Here is a 25,210-nt window from a genome sequence, read left to right as displayed (position 1 = left end):
GCACCTGCTCACTCCTCCAGCAGCACGTCGCCCGGCGCACTCGCACGCTGCGAACGTGTCGCGAGGAAGTACGCGTAGCCGAACGCGAGGAAGCCGAGGAACACCAGCGCGACCAGCCCGTTGAAGTACACCATCGTACCGAGACAGACGAGCGCGGCCAGGATCGCGAACGCCGGGAAGATCGGGTACAGCGGCGCGCGGAACGGCCGCGCCATGTTCGGCTGCGAGCGGCGCAGCTTGAACAGCGACGCCATGCTCACGATATACATCACGATCGCACCGAATACCGACATCGTCACGATATTCGCAGTCAGCGTCTGCCCGCCGAACTGGATCAGCTCGTCGCTGTAGATCGCCGCGATCCCGACCACGCCGCCCGCGAGAATCGCGCGATGGGGCGTCTTGAAGCGCGGATGCACCTTCCCGAGCCATTCGGGCAGGTAGCCTTCGCGGGCCAGCGCGAAGATCTGGCGCGAATAGCCGAGGATGATCCCGTGGAACGACGCGACCAGCCCGAACAGCCCGAGCCACACGAGCATGTGCATCCAGCCGCTGTTCGCGCCGACGATGTACTTCATCGCCTGCGGCAGCGGGTCGTTGATGTTCGCGAGCTTGGTCCAGTCGCCCGCGCCGCCGGCGAACACCATCACGCCGATCGCCAGTGCGACGAGGGTCAGGATCCCGGCCACGTACGCGATCGGGATCGAGCGCTTCGGGTTCTTCGCCTCCTCGGCGGCCATCGCGACGCCTTCGATCGCGAGGAAGAACCAGATCGCGAACGGGATCGCCGCGAACATCCCGTGGAACGCGCCCACGCTGAAATGATCGGCGCCCGACCAGCCGCCCTTCATGAAGTTGCTCCACGCAAAGCCCGGCGACACGACGCCCATGAACACCAGCAGCTCGAAGATCGCGAGCAGCGTGACGACCAGCTCGAAGGTCGCCGCGATCTGCACGCCGACGATGTTCAGCGCCATGAACACGAGATACGCGCCCATTGCCGCATGCTTGGGCTCGAGGCCCGGGAACTGCACGTGCAGGTACGCGCCGATCGCGAGTGCGATCGCGGGCGGTGCAAACACGAACTCGACGAGTGTCGCCGCACCGGCGAGATAGCCGCCGGTCGGGCCGAACGCCCGGCGCGCATACGCGAACGGGCCGCCCGCATGCGGGATCGACGTCGTCAGCTCGGTGAAACTGAAAATGAAGGTGGTGTACATCGCCGCGACGAACAACGCGGTGACGACGAAGCCCAGCGTGCCGGCGCTTGCCCAGCCGTAGCTCCAGCCGAAGTACTCGCCGGAAATCACGAGGCCGACCGCGATGCCCCACAGTTGCCAGGTCCCGAGCGTCTGCTGCAGCGCGGGCTGGCCGGACGACTTGGCGCCGGCGGCGGGCCGGCCATTCGACTCTGCTTTCATCGGACTCTCTCCTCAAAGGCGCCGTGCCTGTCGGCCTGCGCGACTGAGAATCGATGCTAGAGAGTCATTAAACGACGTGTTATCGAAATTCGGCAAAGATCGCGGCTGACATTTCGCTTGCGGAAATGCAGACCCGGAACGGCTGACGAAGCCGACACGCCGCAGGCGGCACCGCGGCAGCCTTCGCCGAACGCCGACAGCCGGGCGCTGGCGGCGCCGCCCGAGCGGACGCTGTCGCGTGACGTTCCCGCCCGGCCGGATACATACGCGGCTGCAACACCGTCCGGCCATGCAGCGCGGACGGACGGAGGCGCGACGGTGGCGTTACTGGCCGCCGCCGCGCTGGTTGAACCAGCGGTCGAGCAGCTTGCCGGCCGCTTCGCGGCCGCCGAGGCCGAACGACAGCGCCACCGCCACCGCGATCGCGCCGAGCACGAGGCCAAAGGCGAGCTGGACGATCTCGTTCGCGATGCCCATCGCGCGCAGCCCCATCGCGAACACGAGGCCCAGGATCGCGAATTGCGCGATGCGCGCGAACAGCACGCTGTGCTCGCGGTCGGCCTGCTCGATCACACGGCGCGCGAGGCCCGCGAGCCACACGCCGATCACGAGGATCACGCCGCCCATCAGCACGTGGCCGCCGAATTCGATGAACAGCGTGACGACGTCGCGCACCTGCGAGAAGCCGAGCCGGTTCGCGGCTTCGACCGACGCGAACAGCATCGCGAAAAACACGATCAGCCGCGCGACCAGCACCGACGGCTGCAGGATCCCCGAAAACACACGCTCGACGCCGAGCACGGCCGGCAGCCCGTCGGCGCCCGCGGCTTCCAGCAGCTTCTGCGCGAGCGACGCGACGAAGCGCGCGAAGTAGAACGTCACCAGCACGATCACGATCGCCGCGACGATGTCCGGCACCGCGCCGAGGAACTGGTTCAGCATGTTGGTGGCCGGCACCGAGATCGCGTCGATCTTCAGCGCGTCGAGCGCGGAGATCAGCGTCGGCACGAACACGAACACGTAGACGATCGTGCCGACCAGGCTCGACACGCGCACCGGCGTCGGGCTGTCGAGGCGCTGCGTGAGGCGGTCGGCGCCGGCGGCGACGAGCAGGTTCGTCACGAGGCCGCGCAGCACGCGCGCGACGATCCAGCCGACGATGCCGATCACCGCGGCCGCGAAAATGTTCGGCACGATCGCGAGCAGCTTGTCGACCATCCCCTGCACCGGCGACAGCAGCCCCGACAGCGCGAACGACGCGAGGATCGCCGGCAGGAACATCAGGATCACGAGCCAGAACAGCACGTCGCCGAGATAGCCGGTCATCGGCTGCATGCCGGCGCCTTCGGACAGCTTGTCGTCGATCTTGCTCGCCTTCAGCGCGCGGTTCGCGAGGCTGCGCAGCAGCGACGCGATGAGCCACGCGATCAGCGTCAGCGCCGCGCCGCCGATCAGGTTCGGCAGGTAGTTGACGATGTGGGTGACGAGCAGCGAGAACGGGTTGGACACCGCATACAGGTTGAGCACGTTGAAGATGCCCACCGCGGTGACGAGCAGCACGAGCCAGAACAGGCCGCCCGCGATGATGCGCTCGACGCAGGCACCCTGGCCGGTACTTTCGTTGATCCGCTGATCGACCTTCAGCGCGCTGAGCAGGCGCATCGCGCCGGCCCGCACCACGACGGCGATCAGCCAGCCGATCACCAGGATGCCGATCGCGCCGGCGATCTTTGGCAGATACCCCCCTAGCGTGGTCTGCAGCGACGTGATGAAGCTGGAAGCATCCATTTCTTCTTCTCCCGAAAACGTGGTGTTGCGATTGAACATCGACGAACTACCTGCGTACTTCGAAAAACGTGCTGCCCCGACGGAGCAACTTACCCGAGAAAAATGACGCGATCACCCGATTTCACCGTCTTTAACTTTAGTTCTAGTTCTCGGAGGGGCAAGACCCCATTTCGTCAAAATAAAAAGGGCGCGATTGGTCGGCCTCCTACGCATTTCCGCAAGATTTATCAAATCGGGCCGTGCTACCGTGACGTCGGTTCCTGCCCTGACACGCCGATGACCATCGAAACGAAACCCGACCCGCCCGCCTGGCTTCGCTATGCGGCGAGCGTGGCGCGCGTGCACGAGTACATCCGCGCACACCTCGACGGCCCGCTCGACCTGAACCGGCTCGCCGAAGTCGCGTGCCTGTCGCCGTACCACTGGCAGCGCGTCTATCGCGCGCTGTACGGCGAGTCGATCGTGCTGACGGTGCGGCGGATGCGGATCGTGCGCGCGTCCGAGGATCTCGTGTGCACGGCGCGGCCGATCGACGAAATCGCGCGGCGCGCGGGCTACGGTTCGACGCACGCGTTCGCGCGGGCGTTTCGCGACGCATACGGCGTGCCGCCCGTGCAGCACCGACGCACGGGCAGCCACCGGCCCATCTATCCGTTACAGCGAGGAGAGGAAGACATGTTCAAGCATGAAGTCGAGATCCGGCGGCTGCCGGAATTACACGGCTATGCGGTGGCGCACACCGGGTCGTACCTGAAGGTCGGCGACGCGTTCGCCCGGATCGGTGCGTGGGCTGGTCCGCGCGGGCTGATCGGCCCGGGCGCGAAGATGATCGGGATTTTTTACGACGATCCGGACACGACGCCCGAAGCGCAGTTGCGCGCGAAAGCGTGCTTCATGCCGGCCGACGGCGCGCCGGACATCGAACCCGCGCCGCCGGTGGAGCGTGCGACGGTCGCAGGCGGCGAATATGCGGTGCTGCTGCATACGGGGCCGTATGCAGACCTGAAGACGGCCTACCAGTGGCTCTACGGCGACTGGCTGCGCCACTCGGGCCGCGAAGCCGCCGACGCGCCGCCGTTCGAGCTGTACCTCAATACGCCGATGGATGCCGCGCCGGCCGACCTGCGCACCGAGATCTACCTGCCGCTGCGCTGATCGGAAGGCGTGCGCGGCGGCCCTGAAACGAAGCGCGCCGGCTGGCGTTCACACGCCGCCGGCGCGAATGCGCGGATCAACCGGCTTACGCAGCCTGCGTCCCGCACCCGGGGCAGAACCGCGCGTCGTCCGCCAGCGCCGAGTGGCAGCGGCTGCAGGACTTGCCGCGTTGCGCGGCACCGCACTGCGCGCAGAAGCGCGCATCCGCCGCATTGAGCGCGCCGCAGCCCGCGCAGGCAAGCTGGCTCAACGGCACGTTGCCGCCGGCCTGCCCGCTTCGACTGTCGGCCGGCGCCTGCCAGCCCCAGCCGTGGCGATCGCGGCCGCGCGCATCGTGGCCGTCGTGCCCGTCCCGGCGCTGCCCGCCGTGATGCCCGCCACCGTGGCCGCTATTGTTGCCGTGCCCGCCGCCATGGCCACCGCCGTGGCCGCCCAGGATTCGTTTCAGAAAGCTCATCGCCCGCTCCTCAACGCTTGGCCTGCGCACCGCCGAACGCCCCCGAGGACGACAGCAGCCGCAAACCGTTGGCCACGACGATCAGGCTTGCACCCGCGTCGGCGAAGACCGCCATCCACATCGTGCCCAGCCCCGCGACCGTGAGGCCGAGGAACACGATCTTCACGCCGAGCGCGAAGCCGATGTTCTGCACCAGTACACGATGCGTCGCACGCGACAGCCGCACGAACGCGGGGATCTTGCGCAGGTCGTCGTCCATCAGCGCGACGTCGGCCGTCTCGATCGCCGTGTCGGTGCCCATCGCGCCCATCGCGAAGCCGATGTCGGCGCGCGCGAGCGCCGGCGCGTCGTTGATCCCGTCGCCGACCATCCCGACCGCGCCCGCGCCGCCGGCCGACAGCTCCTCGACTGCCGCGAGCTTGTCTTCCGGCAGCTGGTTGCCGCGTGCGTCGTCGATGCCGGCCTGCTGCGCGATCGCCTGCGCGGTATGCGGGTTGTCGCCGGTCAGCATCGCGGTGCGGATGCCGAGCGCATGCAGATCCGCGATCGCTTCACGGCTCGTGTCCTTGATCGTGTCGGCCACCGCGAAGATGCCGAGCACGCGCGCTTCGTCGACCAGCACCACGACGCTCTTGCCCTGCCGCTCGAGCGCATCGAGCTTCGCTTCGAGGGCCGTCGAGCAGCGCTCGAGTTCCTCGACGAGCCGGTGGTTGCCGAGCCAGTAGCGCGTGCCGTCGATCGTGCCGCGCACGCCGCGCCCGACGATCGCTTCGAAGTCCTGTACATCGGCGAATGCCGTCGTGCCCGCGTCGCGCGCCGCGGCTGCGATCGCCTGCGACACCGGGTGATCGGAGCGCGCCGCGAGGCTCGCGCCGAGGTGCCGCACGCGTGCCTCGTCGGCGTCGGTCGCGTGCAGGTCGAAGTCGGTCTGCACCGGCTTGCCGTGCGTGATCGTGCCGGTCTTGTCGAGCGCGAGCCACGCGAGCTTGCGCCCTTCTTCCAGGTACACGCCTCCCTTCACGAGAATCCCGCGTCGCGCGGCGGCCGCGAGCCCCGAGACGATCGTCACCGGCGTCGAGATCACCAGCGCGCACGGGCACGCGATCACGAGCAGCACCAGCGCGCGGTAGATCCAGTCGTGCCACGCACCGCCCATCACGAGCGGCGGCGCCACCGCGACCAGCAGCGCGACCGCGAACACGATCGGCGTGTAGACGCGTGCGAACTGGTCGACGAAGCGCTGCGTCGGCGCCTTCGCGCCTTGCGCTTCCTCAACCGCGTGGATGATCCGCGCGAGCGTCGAGTTGGCCGCGACGGCCGTCACGCGATAGTCGAACGAACCCGATTCGTTGATCGTGCCCGCATACACGGCGTCGCCGGTCGTCTTTTCGACGGGCAGGCTCTCGCCGGTGATCGGCGCCTGGTTCACCGTCGAGCGGCCCGCGACGACTTCGCCGTCCAGCCCGATCCGCTCGCCCGGCTTCACGCGCACGACTGCACCGAGCGCCACCTGCGCGGCCTCGATCGTGCGCCACGACCCGTCGGCGTCCTGCACGGTCGCGGTGTCCGGCGCGAGCTGCATCAGGCCCTGGATCGCATTGCGTGCACGGTCGAGCGACTTCGCTTCGATCAGCTCGGCGATCGTGAACAGCACCATCACCATCGCGGCTTCCGGCCACTGGCCGATCGCCATCGCGCCCGTCACCGCGATGCTCATCAGCGCGTTGATGTTCAGGTTGCCGTTGCGGATCGCGATCCAGCCCTTCTTGTACGTGGTGAGCCCGCACGCGAGCACCGCCGCCAGCGCAAGCGCCGCCGCGAGCCATACGGGCAGGCCCGCCCAGGTCGCGCCCTCGGATGCGATCGCGGCGACACCGGCGAGCGCCAGCGGCCACCACGGCTTCGGGGGGGCGTCAGCGACGCGCGCGGCCGGTGCGCCGGGCGCTGCCGCCTCGGGCGTCATCCCGAGCGAGCGGATCGCGCTTTCGATCGCCGACTGGGCGTCCGGCACGTGCTCGACCGTCAGCATCCGCTGCATCAGGTTGAACTCGAGCGCCGACACTTCGCTCATCCCGCCGAGCTTCTTGCGGATCAGCGTTTCCTCGGTCGGGCAGTCCATCTGCATGATCCGGAATGCGGAGCGCACGTGACCCGACGCGGTCGCCTGCGCGACCGGCAGCGGCGCGAGCGTCAGCGCGGCAGGCGCGCAGCAGTCACCGGCCGCGTGGTCGTGGTCGTGGTCGTGGTCGTGGTCGTGGTCGTGGTCGTGGTCGTGGTCGTGACCGGCATGATCGTGTGCGGCGCTGCCGTGTGCACAGGCGGTGCCATGGACATGGCCGTCGCCGTGCTCGTGCGCAGGGTCATGCCCCTGGTCGTGGTCGTGTTCCTTGCCGCTGCCGTGGCTGCAACCGGCGCCGTGGGCGTGGCCCTCTTCACGACCGGCGTGATCGTGATCGTGATCATGTTCGTGATCGTGGTCGTGGCTGTGGGCCTGCGACTGCGCGCCACGCGCTGCGGCGACCTCACCATGCGCGTGCTCGCCGGCCGCCGGCGCCGCGTCGGCGACGGTGGCCGTATCCGTATCGTGCGCGTCGGCGCAGCACGGGGCGGCGCCGCCGGCATGACGGTGTCGTGGGTCGTGGGTACGCTGGGCGTCGGTCATGACAACCTCCTCAATGGCTAACGGTGTAGAGTTAACACCCTGAAGCCACTACAAGGTCAACCCTTACACGGGAGAAAGGCATGAAGATCGGCGAACTGGCCAAAGCGGCCCGCTGCACACCCGAGACGATCCGTTTCTACGAGAAAGAGGGTCTGATGCCGGATGCGGAGCGCACCGACTCGAACTACCGCAACTACACCGACGTGCACGTCGAGCGGCTGCGCTTCATCCGCAACTGCCGCGCGCTCGACATGGCGCACGACGAAATCCGCGCGCTGCTGCAGCTCACCGACACGCCGGCCGACCCCTGCGACTCGATCAACTCACTGCTCGACGAACACATCGGGCACGTCGATGCGCGCCTCGCGGAACTCACGCACCTGCGCGACCAGCTCACCGAATTGCGCCGCCAGTGCGTCGGCGAACATTCGGTCGAAGATTGCGGCATCGTGCATGGTCTCGCGACGATGGAAACCGTCGCCCCGGCCGCGAAGCGCTCGCACCTCGGCTGAAACCCTTGTGAAGTATGATAGTCTGGTTGAGAATAGTTATACCCTTACTAGATATTGAATGACTATTCATGTCCACCAGTCGCCCGTCCCCGCTCGCGCTGGCCGTCCTCGCGACGCTCACCGAAACGCCGATGCATCCCTACGGGATGCTGCAGCAACTGAAGGCGCGCGGATACGACGAAGTCGTCAACGTGCGCCAGCGCACCAGCCTCTACCAGACGATCGACCGGCTGCTGCGCGACGGGCTGATCGCCGTGCACGACACCGAGCGCGACGGCGCGTTTCCGGAGCGCACGCTGTATGCGCTGACCGAGGCCGGGCACACGGCCGGGCAGGCGTGGCTGCATGCGCTGCTCGCGGAACCCGCGCGTGAATTCCCGGCGTTCGGCGCCGGTCTCGCGTTCCTGCCGCTGCTCGACGCCGAAGACGCCCGCCACCAGCTCGAGCTTCGAATCACACGGCTCGACGCGGAGCGCGAACGCCTCGAAACGCTGCGCGCCACCGCGCAGGCCGACCAGGTGCCGCGCCTGTTCCTGCTGCAGAACGAGCATGCGCTCGTGCTGCTCAATGCCGAACTCGACTGGGCGCGCAGCGTCGTCGAGCACCTGAAGATCGGTGCGCTGCGCTGGGTGGACGGCTGACGCGTCACGCAGGCCGACTCCCGCCGGCAACGTGCATCGCCCCGATCAAAGCACCTTGCCGGGATTCAGGATGCCGAGCGGATCCAGCGCGGCCTTCAGGCGTCGCATCAATCCGATTTCCGCGTCGCTGCGCGTATGCGCGAGATAGGGGCGCTTGAGCACGCCGATCCCGTGCTCGGCCGACACCGAGCCGCCCATGTCGCGCACCACCGCGTACACGCCGTGATCGAGCGCATCGAGGTCCGTGTCGGTCATCCCGGCCAGCGACACGCCGATATGTACGTTGCCGTCGCCGACATGGCCGAAGAACAGGCACGTGACGTCCGGCCAGCGCGCCCGCAACGCCGCCTCGCAGCGCTCGGCGAACGCGCCGAGTTCTCCCGTCGGCAGGCTCACGTCGAAGTTGACGAGCTGCGGCAGCGCGTCGATCGCGAGTCCTTCGCGCAGCGTCCACAAGTCGCGCGCCTGCCGCTCCGACGTCGCGAGCACCGCATCCTCCACGAGCCCTGCGTCGAACCCCGCCCCGAGACCGGCTTCCAGCGCCTGGCGCGCGTCGCCGCCCGGCGCGCTCGTCGCGCATTCGATCAGGATCGCGAAGCCATCGTCGCCGACGAACGGCGCCGAGACACCCGGCGTATGACGCGCGACGTAGTCGTAGAACGCCGGCCACATCGCCTCGAAACTGACGACCTCCGGCAACATGCGCACGCGGTTCCACAGCGCGACCACCGCGTCGTAGTCGCGCACGCGGCAAAGCGCCGTGGCCGGCGCGGCCAGCAGCGGATGCAGCCGCAGCACCGCGCGCGTGACGACGCCGAGCGTCCCTTCGCTGCCGATGAACAGCTGCTTGAGGTCGTAGCCCGCATTGTTCTTCAGCATCCGGTTCATCGACGACACGACCGTGCCGTCCGCGAGCACCGCCTCGAGCCCGAGCACCTGCTCGCGCATCATCCCGTAGCGGATCGCGCGCGTGCCGCCCGCGTTGGTCGCGAGCATGCCGCCGATCTGGCATGAGCCGCGCGCACCGAGATCGACGCCGAACGTGAAACCCGCCGCTTCCGCGGCTTCCTGCACCGTCTGCAGCGGCGTTCCGGCACGTACCGTCATCGTGCCGGCCGCCGCGTCGAGCGCCTCGATGCCCGCGAAGCGCTCCATCGACAGCACCACCTCGCCGCCGAGCGCGACCGCGCCGCGCGCGAGTCCCGTCAAACCGCCCTGCGGCACGACCGGCTGGCCGAGCCGCGCGCACAGCGCGAGCGTGCGCGACACGTCGTCGACACTGCGCGGTCGCACCAGCGCACGCGGCCGCGCGCCGGCCGGCTCGTTGTACGCGGTGAAGTAACGCGGATCGATGTCCGCCGAGCGCGTAACGAGCGCATCGCCCAGTTCGGCGACGAGCACGGCTTCGACCGCATCACCCGACAACGATCCGCCGCCCTGTTCGCCACCCGCGGCGGCCGTGTTCCGGTTCTGCATCGCGCGCGGCTCCGCTTACTTCGCCGAGATGTCGATATCGCCGAAATACTTCAGGCCGAGCGACTTCACCGTGCCGTCCGCCTTCAGCTTGTCGATCGCCGCATCGAGTTTCGCCTTCAGCGCGCTGTCGCCTTTACGCAGCCCGAATGCGATGCCATTGCCGAGAATCTTGTCGTCGCGCACGGGCTGGCCGACGAACGAGAAGCCCTTGCCGTCCGGACGCGACAGGAAGCCGCGCTGGCCGGACGGTGCGAGCACGAGCGTCGCGTCGAGACGGCCGGCCACGAGGTCCGCGTACGCCTGGTTCTGGTCCTGGTACGCGACGACCGCGACGCCCGCCGGCTCCCAGTGCGCCTTCGCGAAGGTTTCCTGGATCGACGCCTGCAGCACGCCGACGCGCTTGCCCTTCAGCGATTCCGGCGTCGGCAGCAGGCCGCTGCCGGTGCGGGCGATCAGCTGGGTCGGCACGCGATAGATGATCGTCGTGAAGTCGATCGCCTGGCGCCGCTGCTCGGTCGCGTTCATCGCCGAGTTGATTGCGTCGAACTTGCGGCCCTGCAGCGCGGGAATCAGGCCGTCGAACGACGTCTCGACCCATTTGCACGACAGCTTCGCCGTCTGGCAGACGGCATTGCCGACGTCGATGTCGAAGCCCTGCAGGTCGCCGTTCGGCGCTTTCGATTCGAACGGCGGGTATTGCGCCTCCAGGCCGAAGCGCAGCGTCTGCGCATCGGCGAGCGCCGCGCCCGAGCCGATGGCGCACGCAAGTGCGAACGCGAGTTTCAGGGTGGCCGTGTGCTTCATCGTGATCTCCTGTGTCTGGTCGGTGCGACGCTCCCGTCGCCGGTTTCCGTACGGGCTTTACAGCGAACGCAGCCGCCGCGCGCCTTCGACCAGCGTCGCGTCGTCCTTCGAAAAACTGAGCCGGATCACGCCGGCGTCGGTGCCGTCGGTATAGAACGCCGACAGCGGAATCGTCGCGACGCGTGCATCGCGGATCAGGCGCAGCACGAAATCGCTGTCGCTTTCGTCCGAGAAGTGCCGGAAGCGCGCGAGCATGAAGAACGAGCCTTCGCTCGGCAGCAGCTCGAAACGCGAATCGGCCAGCTCGCGCGCGAGCAGGTCGCGCTTGGCCTGGTAGAACGCCGACAGGCCGAGATAGCTGTCCGGCCGCGCGAGGATTTCCGCGAACGCGACCTGCATCGGCGTGTCGGCCGCGAACACCATGAACTGGTGCACCTTGCGGATCTCGTCCATCAGCTCGGCCGGCGCGAGGCAATAGCCGACCCGCCAGCCGGTTACGTGGAACGACTTGCCGAACGACGACACGATCACGCTGCGCTCGGCCAGCTCGCGATGGCGCGCCATGCTCTGATGCTGCGCGCCGTCGAACACGACGTGCTCGTAGACCTCGTCGGACAGGATCACGATGCCGGTATCGCGCGTGAGCTGCGCGAGCCGTTCGAGATCGTCGGCGGAAAATACGGTCGCGGTCGGGTTGTGCGGCGTGTTGACGATGATCATCCGCGTGCGCGGGTTGATCGCCGCGGCGACTTCGTCCCAGTTCACGCGGAAATGCTCGGGCGACAGCTTGATCGCCACCGGCGTCGCGCCCTGCAGCCGCACGATCGGCGCATAGCTGTCGAACGACGGCTCGAAGTAGATCACCTCGTCGCCCGGATGCACGAGCGCGCTGATCGCCGCGTAGAGCCCTTCGCTCGCGCTGGCGATCACCGTGATTTCCGTGACCGGGTCGTAGTGTGGGCCGTACAGCGCCTCGGTCTTTTCGGCGAGCCGCTCGCGCAGCGCCATGACGCCGGCCATCGGCGCGTACTGGTTGTGGCCGTCGCGCATCGCGCGCGCAACGCCTTCGACGAGCGCCGGATCGGGCGCGAAATTCGGCGCCCCCTGCGACAGGTTCAACGCATCGTGCCGGGCAGCCAGTTGGCCGATCACCGTGAAGATCGTCGTCCCGACGTCGGGCAGTTTCGAACGGGGCGCGGTCGCGCTTCGCATGACTCCTCCTTCTGATGTCCTTCGGGCGGCCGCGCGCGACACGCGCGGCCTGCATCTGTCGCACGATTTAGCCCGAGCCAATATCGGTGGACAATCGAAAGTTCGTCATGGCGGCCATGCATTTTTCTCATGGCCCGTGGGAAGAGGTACACAGCGGCAAGGCTAGCCTGCCGGGGCGACATGCGAATCAGGCATTTCCCCTAGGGCCCGTTACCGGCCGGCCGCCGCCAGGTAGGCGAGCAGCACGGCCCGCAGTTCGTCGCGCAGCGCGGCGATGTCGAACGCGGGCCCGAGCGTCAGCAACGCCTGCGAAAGCCCGCCGTAGCAGATCGTGTGCGCCATCCGCGCGAGCCCGTCGAGCCGCGCGACGGGTGGCGGATCGGCCGCGTGCGCGAGCGCGTCGCGCCACAGCGCGACATACGCGTCGTAATGCCGACGGTAGGCGGTGAGCGGCGACACCTGCCGTTCCAGCGCGAAGAGCGCGCCCCACAGCGCCGCGTCGGCGCCGATCGCCTCGACCTGCAGGTCGACGAGCGCGGCGGCCAGTTCGGCCCGCGGCGCGCCGTGCAGTCGCGCGATGGCGTCGCGCAGCCGGTCGGCCAACGCCAGCACGTGTCGGTGGATGCAGAGCGCCGCGAGGCTCTGCTTGTCGCCGAAGTATTCGTAGAAGGTGCCGATGCTCACGCCCGCGACGGCCGCGATCTCGCGGATCGTCGCCTTCGCGTAGCCGCGTTCGAGCAAAAGCTGAACGAACGCCTGCTGCAGCGCGTCGGAACTCGCCTGCGCGCGCGACTGGCGCGGCCGGCGGCGCAAGGCGGGCGCGGGTTGCGCCGCCGGCTGGCCGGGCGGCGCCGGAACCTGAACATGTCGCGGCGGCATATTTGCTACTCTGGAAATCAGCAGGGAATGCGTTTTACCGGGGGCCGGAGCCGGCGCCGAAGCGTCATCCGTGCGGCATGACGCCGGCCGCCCGCGCAGCATGAGACCGGAGACACCTCGATGACCGAATCGACTCACGCCGTCACGAACCAGTTCGACGAACTGGTCGACTATAACCTCTTCGCGACGGACATCGCGCTGCGCGACGCGCTCACCCGCGCGGGCGCCGACTGGGCCGTGCCGCAGCTCGACGCCTACGGCGCGCGGCTCGGCAGCGCCGACACCGCGCGCCTCGCCGACGAAGCGAACCACCACACGCCGGAACTGCACACCTTCGACCGGCGCGGCCGGCGCGTCGACCGCGTCGACTTCCACCCGGCGTGGCATACGCTGCTCGGCCAGTACCGCCACGAAGGCTTCGTGTCGCTCGCGTTCCGCGACACGCGTCGCGGCCGCTGGGCCGCGACCGCGGCCGGCTTCTACCTGCATGGCCAGATCGAGGCCGGCACGCTGTGCCCGGCGACGATGACGCAGGCCGCGATTCCCGTGCTGCAGAAGGAGCCCGCGCTGTGGGACTTGCTGCGCGACAAGCTCTACAGCAACGACTACGATCCGCGCGACGTGCCGGTCGCCGACAAGCGCTCGATCTGGTTCGGCATGGGCATGACCGAGAAACAGGGCGGCTCCGACGTGCGCGCGAACACGACGCTTGCGACCGCCGTCGGCGCGGGCGGCCGCGGCGGCGAATACCGGCTGCGCGGCCACAAGTGGTTTTTCTCGGCGCCGATGTGCGACGCGCACCTCGTCGTCGCGCGCACCGAAGCCGGCAGCCCGTCGTGCTTCTACGTGCCGCGCTGGCGGCCGGATGGCACGAAGAACGCGGTCGAGATCCAGCGGCTGAAGGACAAGGTCGGCAACCGCAGCAACTCGAGCAGCGAGATCGAGCTGAACGACGCGTGGGGCATCATGCTCGGCGACGAAGGCCGCGGCATTCCGACCATCATCGAGATGGCCACCACCACGCGGCTGAACTGCGTGCTCGGCAGCGCGGCGATGCTGCGTCAGGGCGTCGTGCAGGCGATCGCGTACACGCGCCAGCGCCATGCGTTCGGCCGCGCGCTCGCCGAGCAGCCGCTGATGCGCACCGTGCTCGCCGATCTCGCGCTCGAGAGCGAAGCCGCGCTGTCGCTGTCGATGCGACTCGCCGACGCGTTCGAGCGCGACGACTCGCCGCGCGAACGCGCATGGAAGCGGATCGTCACGCCCGCGGCGAAATTCTGGGTGTGCAAGCGCGCGGTCGAGCTGACCGGCGAGGTGATGGAAGTGTTCGGCGGCAACGGCTACGTCGACGACGGCCCGATCGCGCGGCTGTTCCGCGAGGCGCCCGTCAACTCGATCTGGGAAGGCTCGGGCAACGTGATGTGCCTCGACGTGCTGCGCGCGATATCGCGCGAACCCGACGCGGCCGCCGCGCTGTTCGCCGAACTCGCCGACCTCGGTGCGGGCGAACCGCGCATCCGCACGGCGCTCGATGCGCTGCGCGCGATGCTCGCGGCGCCGGCCGACACGCTCGAGGCGTCGGGCCGCGTGTTCGCGCAGCGGCTCGCGGTGGTCGCGCAGGCGTGCCTGCTGCGCCGCGATGCGCCGGCGGCCGTGGCCGACGCATTCGTCGCGACGCGGCTCGCCGCGCCCGACTGGGGCCGCATCGCGGGCGGCTTCGATCCGCACGCGATCGACGTCGCCGCGCTGCTGCAGCGCGCGTACCCGGCCTGATGCCCTTTGGATAGCTTGGTAAGGCCCAGTTCGCCTTCGTTCGCCCGCCCGGAGTCACGATGAACCTCGTCGCCGCCCTCGACCGCGCCGCCCGTGCGACGCCCGACCAGCCGTTCCTCGTCAGCGAATCCGCGACGATCACCTATGCCGCCGCGCGCGAGCGCTCGCACCGCGCGGCAGCCGTGCTGAGCGCGCTCGGCGTCGCGGCCGGCGACCGCGTCGCCGCGATGTGCTTCAACACGCCGTCTTTCGTCGACTTGATGTTCGGCGCGTGGCGGCTCGGCGCGACGTTCGTGCCGGTCAACCACAAGCTGCAGGCGCCGGAAGTCGACTACGTGCTCGAACACAGCCGCAGCAAGGCGCTGCTGTTCGACGTCGCGCTCGCGCCGGTGGTCGAACGCCTCGTGCATCCCGCGCGGCGGCTCGTGACCGAAGGCGAACTCGACGGCGTGCCGTGCTTCGACACGCTGTGCGCGACGATGGACGGCCTCGCGGGCATCGAGCCCGCCGACGGCGACATCGCGCAGATCCTCTATACGTCCGGCACGACCGGCCACCCGAAAGGCTGCGTGCACAGCCACCGCACCGTGACGCTCGCGGCGATGCAGGCGGCGCTCGCGACCGGCATTGGCCGCCACGAGCGCACGCTGATGGCGATGCCGATCTGGCATTCGTCGCCGCTCAACAACTGGTTCGGCGGCACGCTGTACGCGGGCGGCACCGTCGTGCTGCTGCGCGAATACCATCCGCTGCGCTTCCTGCAGGCCATCGAGCGCGAGCGCGTGACGCTGTATTTCGGCGCGCCGGTGTCGTACCTGCTGCCGCTCGACACGATCGACGGCTTCGCGGCGTTCGACCTGTCGAGCGTGCGCGCGTGGCTGTACGGCGGCGGCCCGATCGGCCCCGCGCAGGCCGAACGTCTCACGCGTGCGTATCGCAGCAACGCGTTCTTCCAGGTGTACGGCATGACCGAAGCGGGGCCGGCCGGCACGACGCTATATCCGGACGAGCAGATCGCGAAGGCCGGTTCGATCGGCCGCACCGGCGGCCCGGGCGTCGACCTGCGCGTCGTGCGGATGGACGGCCTCGACGCGCAGCCGGGCGAGACCGGCGAGATCTGGCTGAAGACCGACAGCATGATGCTCGGCTATCTCGACGATGCGGCCGCGACGCGCGCCGCGTTCGCGCCGGACGGCTGGTATCGCACCGGCGACATCGCACGGATCGATCAGGATGGCTACCTGTTCATCGTCGACCGACTGAAGGACATGATCGTGACGGGCGGCGAGAACGTCTATTCGAAGGAAGTGGAGGACGTGCTCGGCGCGCATCCGGACATCGCCGAGGCGGCCGTCGTCGGCGTCCCGCATCCCGACTGGGGCGAGACGGTCGTCGCGCACGTGGTGCTGCGCGCGGGCAGCGTGCCCGACGCGGATGCACTGCGCGCGTTCTGCGGCGAGCGGCTGGCCGCTTACAAGATCCCGCGCGAATTCACGTTCGCGCAGGCGCTGCCGCGCACGCCGACGGGCAAGCTGCAGAAGTTCCTGCTGCGGGTGCGGCGCGGAGACTAAGTACCTAGGATTGAGTCAGCGCATTTACAACCCGCGCACTCATACTCTCGCTGCATAAGAAATTACGGACAGCGAATCATACTTGTCCGATTGATCAACGGTTCTTATCTGGAATAGCGTCTCGGGGCAGGACATTCCGTTTACCGAGACAGGGCTGCTGTTGAGCAACGGCGACCAGCAATCAACAATGCCCGCAGCATTGCAGGATACGTCACTTACATGCCTAAATTTATTATTAGCCTGTTCCTGATCACTTCCAGCCCGACATTTGCATGCATCGCCAGCGAAAATTTCGATATCTACTTCTTGCCAAATAGCTCGCACATATCGAACTCCGAAATCGCCCGCATTGAGAAATGGGCAATCGATCAAAAAATCAATTATGCGAATCACCTAACCCAAGAGACAACACTGATCAGCGGCCATGCCGAGGAAAGTGAACCGGGAGCACTGGCCCTTGCGCAATCGAGATTGCAAACCGCGTATGCGCTGTTGGAGGAATTAGGTTTTTTACGCGGGACCATCAAGAAGAGCGCCCGCGTTTATTCGCATGGCGACGTGGACAATGGACGGCGTGTGGAAATTTCCTTCCTGCCCGATTGCCCTAACAAGTGCTGCGACGGCGAGTAACGTCATACTGCCGGCGATCACGGCGATGCGATATCGACGTATGCATGCGGCGACCCTGCCTGCAAGATCCTATGCCCTGTCGGCCGCGTCCCACCAAAGAAAAAGCCACCGGACCCGGTGGCTTTTTTCGCATGAGGCGCGCGTGACGACGCGTTGCAACGCCGCCCGCACGTCACATCAGGCTGCTTACTTCCCGCCGATGCTCTTCAGCGGCTTCCACTCGCCCTTCTCGACCTTGTACATCGTAATGCCGCCATTCTTCAGGTCGCCCTTCGCGTCATACGCGACGTGCGTCGACGTCACGCCGGCCATGTCGGTCTTCGCGAGCAGCGGCAGGTACTTCGCCGGATCGGTCGAATCGGCCTTCTTCATCGCGTTGAACAGCGCCATCGCGCCGTCGTACGCGTACGGCGAGTACGTCTGCACGTCTTCGCCGAAGCGCTTCTTGTACTTGTCGGCGTACGTCTTGCCGCCCGGCATTTCTTCCAGCGGGAGGCCAGCCAGCGAAGCGATCGTGCCGTCGGCCGCGTTGCCCGCGATCTTCAGGAACGTCGGCGTCTTCACCATTTCTCCGCTCATCAGCGGAGCGGTGATGCCGAGCGCCTTCATCTGCTTGACCATCGGTGCCGCCTGCGAATCCGCGCCGCCGTAGTAGACGAGATCCGGCTTCGCCGCCTTCAGCTTGGTCAGGATCGCCTTGAAGTCGACCGCCTTGTCGTTCGTGAATTCACGGTCGACGATCGATGCGCCGCCGGCCTTCGCGGCCTTCTCGAACTGGTCGGCGAGACCCTGGCCGTAGGCCGTGCGGTCGTCGACGATCGCGATCTTCTTCATGCCCAGATCCTTCGACGCGAACGTGCCGGCCACCGAGCCCTGCTGCGTGTCGGACGTCATCATGCGGAAGGTCGTCTTGTAGCCCTGCTGCGTGTATTCCGGTGCGGTCGCCATCGCGATCTGCGGAATGCCCGCGTTCGCGTAGATGCGCGAAGCCGGAATCGTCGTGCCCGAATTGAAGTGGCCGAGCATGCCCTTGATGCCGTCGTCGACGAGCTTCTGCGCGACCGTCGTGCCGGTGCGCGGGTCAGCCTGGTCGTCCTGCGTGTCGAGCACGAACTTCACCGGCTTGCCGCCGATCTTCGGGCTCGTCGCGTTGAAATCCTCGATCGCGAGCGCGATCCCGTTCTGCATATCCTTGCCGTAGTGCGCCTGCGCGCCCGTCATCGGCCCTGCGTAACCGATCTTCACGTCATCCGCATGGGCCGTCCCCGCCAGCGACATGACCGCGACGAACGTCGCGCCTGCCAGCTTTTTCATCGTGTGTTGCATAGCATCTCCTTGGTACCAGGGTAAATGGAGCGGCTTCGGGATCGCCTTGCCGCTTCCTATGTTTGATCCGAACGGCAAGGATGATCAGCCGATCGTCATCAAATTCGCATTGCCACCCGCCGCGGCCGTGTTCACGCTCACCGAGCGCTCCGTCAGCAGCCGTTCCAGCGCGTAATCTTCCGCATCGCCGTTCTCGAACGCGCCCACCGACACGCCCTGCACCGACACGATCGGGCCCGGCCGCTGCGCGACGTCCTTCACGAGCGTCTGCAGTTCGTCGCTGTCGCCTTCGAACAGCACGGCGTCGAACGGCGCGTCGGCCTGCTTGCGCACGGTCGCATGCGCCTTCAGCGATGCCGGCAGCGCGGCCACCAGCGCCTCGCCGGCCGCACCCGCGAACAGCGCGCGGTTACCGGTCGCCAGCACCGCCGCGAACTGCGCGCGCGCACCGCCCGGCGTCGCCGCGACACACAACACCGTGCCGCGCGGGCCGAGTGTATACGTGTTTCGCTCGCCCGTCGGACCGGTCAGCACCGCGGTCGCACCGGCCGGCACCTGGGCCAGATAGCCGTCGCAACGCGCGGCCAGCGCCGGCTCGCGCTGCTCGATCAGCCAGTCGCGCAGCGTCGTGAGCGCCGCCGCCGGGTTGCCGCGTGCGTCGCCTTCCACCGCGCCGTCCGCGATCAGCGTCTGCGCGAGCGAACGCGGCAGGCCCGACGGCCGCGTCGCGAGCAGGCGCTGCAGGTATAGCGCGCCGCCGGCCTTCGGGCCCGTGCCCGACAGCCCTTCGCCGCCGAACGGCTGCACGCCGACCACCGCGCCGATCACGTTGCGGTTCACGTAGATGTTGCCGACGTGCGCATTCGAGATCACGTGTGCGATCGTCTCGTCGATCCGCGTGTGGATGCCGAGCGTCAGGCCGTAGCCGGTCGCGCGGATCTGCTCCAGCAGCTTGTCGAGCTGGCTGCGGCGGTAACGCACCACGTGCAGTACCGGGCCGAACACCTCGCGCTTCAACTCGTCGATGCTGCCGATCTCGATCAGCGTCGGCGGCACGAACGTGCCGTGCGCGCAGGCATCGGGCATCGGCAGCTGCGTGACGCCATGGCCCTTGTCCTTCATCGCCGCGACGTGCGTGTCGATCGTCTGCTTCGCTTCGGCGTCGATCACTGGGCCGACGTCGGTCGACAGCCGGTCGGGATTGCCGAGCGCCAGCTCGTGCATCGCGCCCTTGAGCATCGTCAGCGTGCGGTCCGCAACATCGTCCTGCAGACACAGAACGCGCAGCGCCGAACACCGTTGACCGGCCGAGTCGAACGACGACTGCATCACGTCCGCGACGACCTGTTCCGCGAGCGCCGACGAGTCGACGATCATCGCGTTCTGGCCGCCCGTTTCGGCGATCAGCGGAATCGGCTTGCCGTCCGGGTCGAGACGCGCGGACAGCGTCTTGTTGATCAGGCGCGCGACTTCGGTCGAGCCGGTGAACATCACCGCACGCGTACGCGCGTCGGCCACCAGCGCCGCGCCGACGGTTTCGCCCGTGCCCGGCAGCAGCTGCACCGCACCGGCCGGCACGCCGGCCTCGCGCAACAGGCGCACGGCCTGCGCGGCGATCAGCGGCGTCTGCTCGGCTGGCTTCGCGAGCACCGTGTTGCCGGCGGCGAGTGCCGCGGCGACCTGGCCCATGAAGATCGCGAGCGGGAAGTTCCACGGGCTGATACAGACCACGGGGCCCAGCGGGCGGTGCGTGTCGTTCGAGAATTCGTCGCGGATCTGCGCGGCGTAGTAGCGCAGGAAGTCGACCGCCTCACGAATCTCGGCGATCGCGTTCGGCAGCGACTTGCCGGCTTCGCGCACGATCAGGCCCATCAGCGTGTGCATCTGCGCTTCGAGCAGGTCGGCCGCGCGCACCAGGCAATCGGCACGCGCATCGACCGGCGTCGCCTGCCAGATCGGCGCGGCGGCCACCGCGTGCGCGAGCGCCGCGCTCACGTGTTCGGCCGTCGCTTCGCTGACCGTGCCGACCAGGTCGCGCTGGTCGGCCGGGTTGCGCACGTCGCGGGCCGGCGCGTCGGCGAGCGTGTCGTCGGCGAGCATCGGCGCCGCGCGCCACGGGAAATGCGCACTCGCGAGCAGTGCGGACGACAGCGACGCGAGACGGTGTTCGTTCGACAGGTCGAGGCCCATCGAATTCGGACGCTCGTCGCCGTACAGGTTGCGCGGCAGCGGGATCTTCGCGTGCGGCGCGCCGAGCGGCACGACCTTCGATGCCTCGTCGACCGGATCGGCGACCAGCTCCTTCACCGACACGGTCTTATCCGCGATGCGGTTCACGAACGACGTGTTCGCGCCGTTCTCGAGCAGGCGACGCACCAGGTAGGCGAGCAGCGTCTCGTGCGTGCCGACCGGCGCGTACACGCGGCACGGGCGGTTCAGCTTGTCGCGGCCGGTGACTTCCTCGTACAGCGGCTCGCCCATCCCGTGCAGGCACTGGAATTCGTACTGGCCCGGGTAGTAGTTCTGGCCCGCGAGCTGGTAGATCGCGGCCAGCGTGTACGCGTTGTGCGTCGCGAACTGCGGGTACACGGCGTCCGGCGCCGCGAGCAGCTTCTTCGCGCACGCGAGGTACGACACGTCGGTGTAGATCTTGCGCGTGTAGACCGGATAGCCTTCGAGGCCGTCGACCTGCGCCCGCTTGATCTCGGTATCCCAGTACGCGCCCTTCACGAGGCGGATCATCAGGCGGTGACGGCTGCGGCGCGCGAGATCGATCAGGTAGTCGATCACGAACGGGCAGCGCTTCTGGTAGCCCTGCACGACGAAGCCGATGCCGTTCCAGCCCGCGAGATCCGGATCGAAGCACAGCGCCTCGAGCAGGTCGAGCGACAGTTCGAGGCGGTCGGCCTCTTCGGCGTCGATGTTCAGGCCGATGTCGTAGCGGCGGGCGAGCAGCGCGAGCGCGCGCACGCGCGGCAGCAGCTCGCTCATCGTGCGGTCCTGCTGCGAGCGCGAGTAGCGCGCGTGCAGCGCCGACAGCTTGATCGAGATGCCCGGGCCTTCGTAGATGCCGCGGCCGCCGGCCGCCTTGCCGATCGCGTGGATCGCCTGTTCGTACGACGCGTAGTAGCGTTGCGCGTCCTCTTCGGTCGTCGCCGCTTCGCCGAGCATGTCGTACGAGTAGCGGAAGCCGCGCGCTTCGTACTTGCGGCTGTTCGCCAGTGCTTCGGAAATCGTCTCGCCGGTGACGAACTGCTCGCCCATCAGGCGCATCGCCATGTCGACGCCCTTGCGGATCAGCGGCTCGCCGCCGCGGCCGATCAGGCGCGTCAGCGCCGACGACAGCCCGGCTTCGCTGTTGGTCGTCACGAGCTTGCCGGTGATCATCAGCCCCCAGGTCGCCGCGTTCACGAACAGCGACGGCGCGTGGCCGACGTGCGAGCGCCAGTCGCCCTTGCTGATCTTGTCGCGGATCAGCGCATCGCGGGTCGCGCGATCGGGAATGCGCAGCAGCGCTTCGGCGAGGCACATCAGCGCGACGCCTTCCTGGCTCGACAGCGAGAATTCGTGGATCAGCCCTTCGACACCGCCGCCCGAGCTCTTCTCGCGCAGCGCCTCGACGAGCTTCGTCGCGAGCGCCTGCACGTCCGCCTGCAGGTTCGCGGGCAGGCGCGCCTGGCCGAGCAGGAACGGCACGCATTCCGGCTCGGGGCGGCGGTACGCCGCCGTGATCGCCGCGCGCAGCACCGATTGCGGTTGCACGTTCTGCGCGAACTCGAGGAACGGATGCGGCGAGTTGTCGTCGTCGCCGTCCGTGGATTGACCGTCGGCGAGCTCCGTCACGCCGCTGTGGCCCGACAGCTCGGGCGGCAACTGGCCGTGCTCGATCCGCTCGAGATACGCGAAGATCGCCTGCTTGATCAGCCAGTGGGGAGTACGCTCGAGACGCGCGGCGGCGTCCTTGAGGCGCGAGCGGAGAAGGTCGTCGACTTTGACGCCGAGAGTCGTGCTTGCCATGGTGGGTTCGTGCGCCGGTGCGAGCCCGGCAATGTGGTGTGAGAGGATGCGCGAAATCCTACGGCACGCAATAAAAAGGTGCAACCAAATTACGAGACAGGTTGCACCCATAGGTTACTCAATATAATCAGCCACTTATGCGGTTGCAACCTAGGAGTTGCCCGTGGTCGGAGGATCGGTGTTTTCCCTGAGCGGGTCGGTTTGACAGGCGTGCGCAACCGTCCGCACGTGTCGCGGCGGACGAAAACGGGTTGCACTGGGTGCGACGGAAGGTGTGAGACGCCTAGGCGCGGCCGGGCGGCAAGAGACGATTCAGGGGCACCCGGCCCGGTGGCCGGGGGTGCAACGCAGCGGCACGCAGCACGACGGCCGCACGGCGCGCCGCTCAGATATCCAGCGGATCGACCTCGACGCTCCACCGCAGCACGCCTTTCAACGCGCGCAGCTCCGGCTGCCATGCGCGCAGTGCATGCTGCAGCGCCGCCCGCGATGCGCTTTCGAGCAGCAACTGCGCGCGATGCACGTTCGCGACCTTGACGATCGTCATCGGCACCGCGTCGTAGACGGTCACGCGATCGGCGCCCGGCAGCCCCGGCAACGCGGCCGCGGCTTGCAGCAGGAACGCGAGCGCGGCGTCCAGCGTGCGCCCTTCGGCGCGCAGCAGCGCCTGGTAGACGAACGGCGGCAGGTGCGCGTCGCGGCGCTCGCCGAGCGTCGAATTCGCGAAGCCGACGTAGTCCTGCCGCCCGAGTGCGTGGTACAGCGCGTGACGCGGGTAACGCGTCTGCACGAGCACTTCGCCCGGCAACCCGGCACGGCCCGCACGGCCGCTCACCTGCATCAGCTGCGCGAACAGCCGTTCGCTCGCGCGGAAGTCGTGCGAGAACAGAGCGGTATCGGCATTGAGCACGCCGACGAGCGACACGCGCTGGAAGTCGTGCCCCTTCGCGATCATCTGCGTGCCGACGAGGATGTCGACCTCACCCGCGTGCACATCGGAAAAGAGCGCCTGTGCGCTGCCCTTGCGGCGCGTGCTGTCCGCGTCGATCCGCAACACGCGCGCGCCGGGCACGGCTTCGGCGAGCGCTTCCTCGATGCGTTGGGTGCCGCGCCCGAGCGGCGCGATGTCGACGTTCCCGCACTCGGGGCACGACCGCGGAATGCGCGATTCCCAGCCGCAGTGATGGCAGCGCAACGCGTGCTCGGGCTTGTGCAGCACGACGTACGCGCTGCAGCGCGGGCAGCCGGCGACCCAGCCGCAGGCGTCGCACGCGAGCTGCGGTGCATAACCGCGCCGGTTCAGGAACACGAGGCTCTGTTCGCCGCGCTCGAGCCGCGCCTTCAGCGCCGCGACGAGCGGCCCGGACAGCCCGCCCATCGACGCGCGGCCGCGCCGCCGCTCCTCTTCGAGATCGATCAGCCGCACGGTCGGCAGCGTCGCGTCGGCCACCGCGCGGCGCGACAGCGTGAGCCGCGTGTAACGGCCCTGCTCGGCCTGCCACCAGCTTTCGAGCGACGGCGTCGCCGAGCCGAGCACGACCGTGATGCCGAGCTGCTTCGCCCGCCATACGGCAAGATCGCGCGCCGAATAGCGCAGCCCTTCCTGCTGCTTGTACGCGGGCTCGTGCTCTTCATCGACGACGATCAGCGCGAGCGTCGGCATCGACGCGAGCACCGCGAGGCGCGTGCCGAGCACGATCCGCGCGCGGCCCGTATGCGCGGCGAGCCAGTTGCGCGCACGCTCGCCCTCGGCGAGCCCGCTGTGCAGCGTGACGATCGCATCGTCGGCGAGCGCCCCCGCGAAGCGCGCGCGAAACGCGGCCTCGAACTGCGGCGTCAGGTTGATTTCGGGAACGAGCACGAGCGCCTGCGCATCCGGCCGCGCATCGAGCAGCGACGCGAGCGCATGCAGATAGACCTCGGTCTTGCCGCTGCCCGTCACGCCGTGCAGCAGGAACGGCGCGAAGCCCTGCGCGGCGCGGATCGCGTCGAGCGCCTCGGCCTGCTGGTCCGTGAGCGCCGGCGGCACAGTTCGTCCACCGGCTGCCAACAGGTTATCCACAGCTTTGGGCACAGGCGCATCGGCCCAGCCGATCTCCTCGACGTCGACCCAGCCGCGCGCCGCCCAGTCGTCGAGCGTCGCCGCCGCCTTCGGGTGCAGTGCACGCGCCTCGGGCAGCGCCAGCGAGCCGCTGTCGACCAGCGCCTGCGCGAGCCGACGCAACGCGGCGCCGCGCGCGGGCAATGCATCGGGCAGCGCCGCGCGGCCCGCTTCCGTCGGCCGGTAACGCACCTCGGGCGCGAGCAGCCGCCCCCAGCGCCCGGCATCGCGCAGCGCCTGCGGCAGCGCCGGCAGCGCGACCTCGCCACGCCCGCGCTGGTAGTAATCCGCAGCGAACGACACGAGCGCGAGCCAGTCCGGCGACAACGGCGGCAGGTCGGTGCAGATCGCGTCGATCGCGCGCAGCCGCGACGGCGGCACGTCGGTGTGAGTCGTCACTTCGCAGACGAGCCCGACGGCCTGCCGCTTGCCGAACGGCACCTGCACGAGCGTGCCGGGCCCGGGCGCCGGTTGCGCGTCGCAGCGGTAGTCGAACAGGGTGGCGAGCGGATGGTCGAGCGCGACGCGCAGATAGGTGCCGCTCATCCCGGCGCTCCGGCGGCGGGATGCGCCGCATGGGCATGGACGGCCGACATCCGCGCCCGCCTCGGGGCAGCGAACTTAAAGTAAAACTTCAGTTTCGGCGCTAAGTTTTGGATTCGCATTAGGAATCGCCGTATACCCTGCCCAGCCTGTGGATAACTTTGTTGAGAACTCGCCGCTCGATGGCCGCAACGCGCGCGGGGCCGCGCTTTCCGCTGATTTTCGCCGCGTGTTGCGGTGCC

At 68.4% G+C, this 25,210-nt stretch carries 18 protein-coding genes; 7 read left to right on the top strand and 11 right to left on the bottom strand.

Features of this window, described 5'->3' with window-relative positions; translation table 11 throughout:
* Window positions 1-8: 8 nt before the first annotated feature.
* Together eat and CFB39_RS00580 are read right to left on the bottom strand one after the other, a co-directional pair.
* Window positions 9-1,421 carry an ethanolamine permease gene (gene eat / locus CFB39_RS00585; protein ID WP_089430418.1) on the bottom strand — a complete coding sequence of 471 codons (1,413 nt, stop codon included), beginning with the start codon at window positions 1,419-1,421 and terminating at the stop codon, window positions 9-11.
* A 324-nt stretch (window positions 1,422-1,745) separates the two neighbouring features.
* The gene (locus CFB39_RS00580) at window positions 1,746-3,209 is read right to left on the bottom strand and encodes a mechanosensitive ion channel (RefSeq protein ID WP_089471893.1); all 1,464 of its coding nucleotides are present in this window, start codon (window positions 3,207-3,209) and stop codon (window positions 1,746-1,748) included.
* Between the two features lie 276 nt (window positions 3,210-3,485).
* Here CFB39_RS00580 and CFB39_RS00575 point away from each other — a divergent pair, with 276 nt between their 5' ends.
* A complete protein-coding gene (locus CFB39_RS00575; RefSeq protein WP_089471892.1) occupies window positions 3,486-4,364 on the top strand; it encodes a GyrI-like domain-containing protein in 879 nt (292 codons plus the stop codon).
* Window positions 4,365-4,449: 85 nt separating this feature from the next.
* Here the strand turns inward: CFB39_RS00575 and CFB39_RS00570 are convergent, their stop codons facing one another.
* The gene (locus CFB39_RS00570; RefSeq protein ID WP_089471891.1) at window positions 4,450-4,821 is read right to left on the bottom strand and encodes a zinc ribbon domain-containing protein; all 372 of its coding nucleotides are present in this window, start codon (window positions 4,819-4,821) and stop codon (window positions 4,450-4,452) included.
* A gap of 10 nt (window positions 4,822-4,831) precedes the next feature.
* Window positions 4,832-6,940, bottom strand: coding sequence for a heavy metal translocating P-type ATPase (locus tag CFB39_RS00565; RefSeq protein WP_256991344.1), 2,109 nt, complete (start codon window positions 6,938-6,940; stop codon window positions 4,832-4,834).
* 27 nt (window positions 6,941-6,967) lie between these two features.
* On the opposite strand from CFB39_RS00565, the gene CFB39_RS41220 reads away from it, so the two are divergent.
* From CFB39_RS41220 to CFB39_RS00555, 3 genes are all read left to right on the top strand, one after another.
* Entirely contained in the window at window positions 6,968-7,504 is a 537-nt protein-coding gene (locus tag CFB39_RS41220; RefSeq protein WP_256991343.1) for a hypothetical protein, read from the top strand.
* Window positions 7,505-7,563: 59 nt separating this feature from the next.
* Window positions 7,564-7,995 (top strand): Cd(II)/Pb(II)-responsive transcriptional regulator, encoded by a 432-nt coding sequence (gene cadR, locus CFB39_RS00560; protein WP_011350541.1) that lies wholly within the window; start codon window positions 7,564-7,566, stop codon window positions 7,993-7,995.
* Window positions 7,996-8,063: 68 nt separating this feature from the next.
* Window positions 8,064-8,636 (top strand): PadR family transcriptional regulator, encoded by a 573-nt coding sequence (locus tag CFB39_RS00555; protein WP_089424169.1) that lies wholly within the window; start codon window positions 8,064-8,066, stop codon window positions 8,634-8,636.
* Window positions 8,637-8,681: 45 nt separating this feature from the next.
* Here the strand turns inward: CFB39_RS00555 and CFB39_RS00550 are convergent, their stop codons facing one another.
* From CFB39_RS00550 to CFB39_RS00535, 4 genes are all read right to left on the bottom strand, one after another.
* Window positions 8,682-10,112: an FAD-binding oxidoreductase gene (locus CFB39_RS00550; protein ID WP_089471889.1), complete on the bottom strand. Its 1,431-nt coding sequence runs from the start codon at window positions 10,110-10,112 to the stop codon at window positions 8,682-8,684.
* 15 nt (window positions 10,113-10,127) lie between these two features.
* Window positions 10,128-10,916, bottom strand: coding sequence for an ABC transporter substrate-binding protein (locus CFB39_RS00545; protein ID WP_089430414.1), 789 nt, complete (start codon window positions 10,914-10,916; stop codon window positions 10,128-10,130).
* A gap of 57 nt (window positions 10,917-10,973) precedes the next feature.
* The gene (locus CFB39_RS00540; RefSeq protein WP_089471888.1) at window positions 10,974-12,128 is read right to left on the bottom strand and encodes a pyridoxal phosphate-dependent aminotransferase; all 1,155 of its coding nucleotides are present in this window, start codon (window positions 12,126-12,128) and stop codon (window positions 10,974-10,976) included.
* Window positions 12,129-12,338: 210 nt separating this feature from the next.
* Window positions 12,339-13,007 carry a TetR/AcrR family transcriptional regulator gene (locus tag CFB39_RS00535; RefSeq protein WP_089471887.1) on the bottom strand — a complete coding sequence of 223 codons (669 nt, stop codon included), beginning with the start codon at window positions 13,005-13,007 and terminating at the stop codon, window positions 12,339-12,341.
* 120 nt (window positions 13,008-13,127) lie between these two features.
* Here CFB39_RS00535 and CFB39_RS00530 point away from each other — a divergent pair, with 120 nt between their 5' ends.
* From CFB39_RS00530 to CFB39_RS00520, 3 genes are all read left to right on the top strand, one after another.
* A complete protein-coding gene (locus CFB39_RS00530) occupies window positions 13,128-14,780 on the top strand; it encodes an acyl-CoA dehydrogenase family protein (protein ID WP_089471886.1) in 1,653 nt (550 codons plus the stop codon).
* 59 nt (window positions 14,781-14,839) lie between these two features.
* Complete coding sequence (locus CFB39_RS00525; protein ID WP_089471885.1) at window positions 14,840-16,351, top strand: class I adenylate-forming enzyme family protein; 1,512 nt, start codon at window positions 14,840-14,842, stop codon at window positions 16,349-16,351.
* Between the two features lie 219 nt (window positions 16,352-16,570).
* Window positions 16,571-16,981, top strand: a complete 411-nt coding sequence (locus tag CFB39_RS00520) for a hypothetical protein (RefSeq protein ID WP_089471884.1) — start codon at window positions 16,571-16,573, stop codon at window positions 16,979-16,981.
* A 186-nt stretch (window positions 16,982-17,167) separates the two neighbouring features.
* Here the strand turns inward: CFB39_RS00520 and CFB39_RS00515 are convergent, their stop codons facing one another.
* The 3 genes from CFB39_RS00515 to CFB39_RS00505 form a co-directional block, all read right to left on the bottom strand.
* Window positions 17,168-18,307 carry a branched-chain amino acid ABC transporter substrate-binding protein gene (locus CFB39_RS00515; protein WP_089424158.1) on the bottom strand — a complete coding sequence of 380 codons (1,140 nt, stop codon included), beginning with the start codon at window positions 18,305-18,307 and terminating at the stop codon, window positions 17,168-17,170.
* A gap of 84 nt (window positions 18,308-18,391) precedes the next feature.
* Window positions 18,392-22,324 (bottom strand): trifunctional transcriptional regulator/proline dehydrogenase/L-glutamate gamma-semialdehyde dehydrogenase, encoded by a 3,933-nt coding sequence (gene putA, locus CFB39_RS00510; RefSeq protein WP_089471883.1) that lies wholly within the window; start codon window positions 22,322-22,324, stop codon window positions 18,392-18,394.
* Window positions 22,325-22,709: 385 nt separating this feature from the next.
* The gene (locus tag CFB39_RS00505; protein ID WP_089471882.1) at window positions 22,710-24,971 is read right to left on the bottom strand and encodes a primosomal protein N'; all 2,262 of its coding nucleotides are present in this window, start codon (window positions 24,969-24,971) and stop codon (window positions 22,710-22,712) included.
* Window positions 24,972-25,210: the final 239 nt, after the last annotated feature.

Source organism: Burkholderia sp. AU6039, from assembly GCF_002223365.1.
GTDB lineage: Bacteria > Pseudomonadota > Gammaproteobacteria > Burkholderiales > Burkholderiaceae > Burkholderia.
The sequence above is the reverse complement of the archived record's forward strand: the minus strand, read 5'-3'. Positions and strand labels throughout refer to the sequence as shown.

Excerpts from the sequence above, each read along its gene's own strand:
- eat (WP_089430418.1), bottom strand. The coding sequence starts at position 1,421 with ATGAAAGCAGAGTCGAATGGCCGGCCCGCCGCCGGCGCCAAGTCGTCC.
- CFB39_RS00580 (WP_089471893.1), bottom strand. The coding sequence starts at position 3,209 with ATGGATGCTTCCAGCTTCATCACGTCGCTGCAGACCACGCTAGGGGGG.
- CFB39_RS00575 (WP_089471892.1), top strand. The coding sequence starts at position 3,486 with ATGACCATCGAAACGAAACCCGACCCGCCCGCCTGGCTTCGCTATGCG.
- CFB39_RS00570 (WP_089471891.1), bottom strand. The coding sequence starts at position 4,821 with ATGAGCTTTCTGAAACGAATCCTGGGCGGCCACGGCGGTGGCCATGGC.
- CFB39_RS00565 (WP_256991344.1), bottom strand. The coding sequence starts at position 6,940 with ATGGACTGCCCGACCGAGGAAACGCTGATCCGCAAGAAGCTCGGCGGG.
- cadR (WP_011350541.1), top strand. The coding sequence starts at position 7,564 with ATGAAGATCGGCGAACTGGCCAAAGCGGCCCGCTGCACACCCGAGACG.
- CFB39_RS00555 (WP_089424169.1), top strand. The coding sequence starts at position 8,064 with ATGTCCACCAGTCGCCCGTCCCCGCTCGCGCTGGCCGTCCTCGCGACG.
- CFB39_RS00550 (WP_089471889.1), bottom strand. The coding sequence starts at position 10,112 with ATGCAGAACCGGAACACGGCCGCCGCGGGTGGCGAACAGGGCGGCGGA.
- CFB39_RS00545 (WP_089430414.1), bottom strand. The coding sequence starts at position 10,916 with ATGAAGCACACGGCCACCCTGAAACTCGCGTTCGCACTTGCGTGCGCC.
- CFB39_RS00540 (WP_089471888.1), bottom strand. The coding sequence starts at position 12,128 with ATGCGAAGCGCGACCGCGCCCCGTTCGAAACTGCCCGACGTCGGGACG.
- CFB39_RS00535 (WP_089471887.1), bottom strand. The coding sequence starts at position 13,007 with ATGCCGCCGCGACATGTTCAGGTTCCGGCGCCGCCCGGCCAGCCGGCG.
- CFB39_RS00530 (WP_089471886.1), top strand. The coding sequence starts at position 13,128 with ATGACCGAATCGACTCACGCCGTCACGAACCAGTTCGACGAACTGGTC.
- CFB39_RS00525 (WP_089471885.1), top strand. The coding sequence starts at position 14,840 with ATGAACCTCGTCGCCGCCCTCGACCGCGCCGCCCGTGCGACGCCCGAC.
- CFB39_RS00520 (WP_089471884.1), top strand. The coding sequence starts at position 16,571 with ATGCCTAAATTTATTATTAGCCTGTTCCTGATCACTTCCAGCCCGACA.
- CFB39_RS00515 (WP_089424158.1), bottom strand. The coding sequence starts at position 18,307 with ATGCAACACACGATGAAAAAGCTGGCAGGCGCGACGTTCGTCGCGGTC.
- putA (WP_089471883.1), bottom strand. The coding sequence starts at position 22,324 with ATGGCAAGCACGACTCTCGGCGTCAAAGTCGACGACCTTCTCCGCTCG.
- CFB39_RS00505 (WP_089471882.1), bottom strand. The coding sequence starts at position 24,971 with ATGAGCGGCACCTATCTGCGCGTCGCGCTCGACCATCCGCTCGCCACC.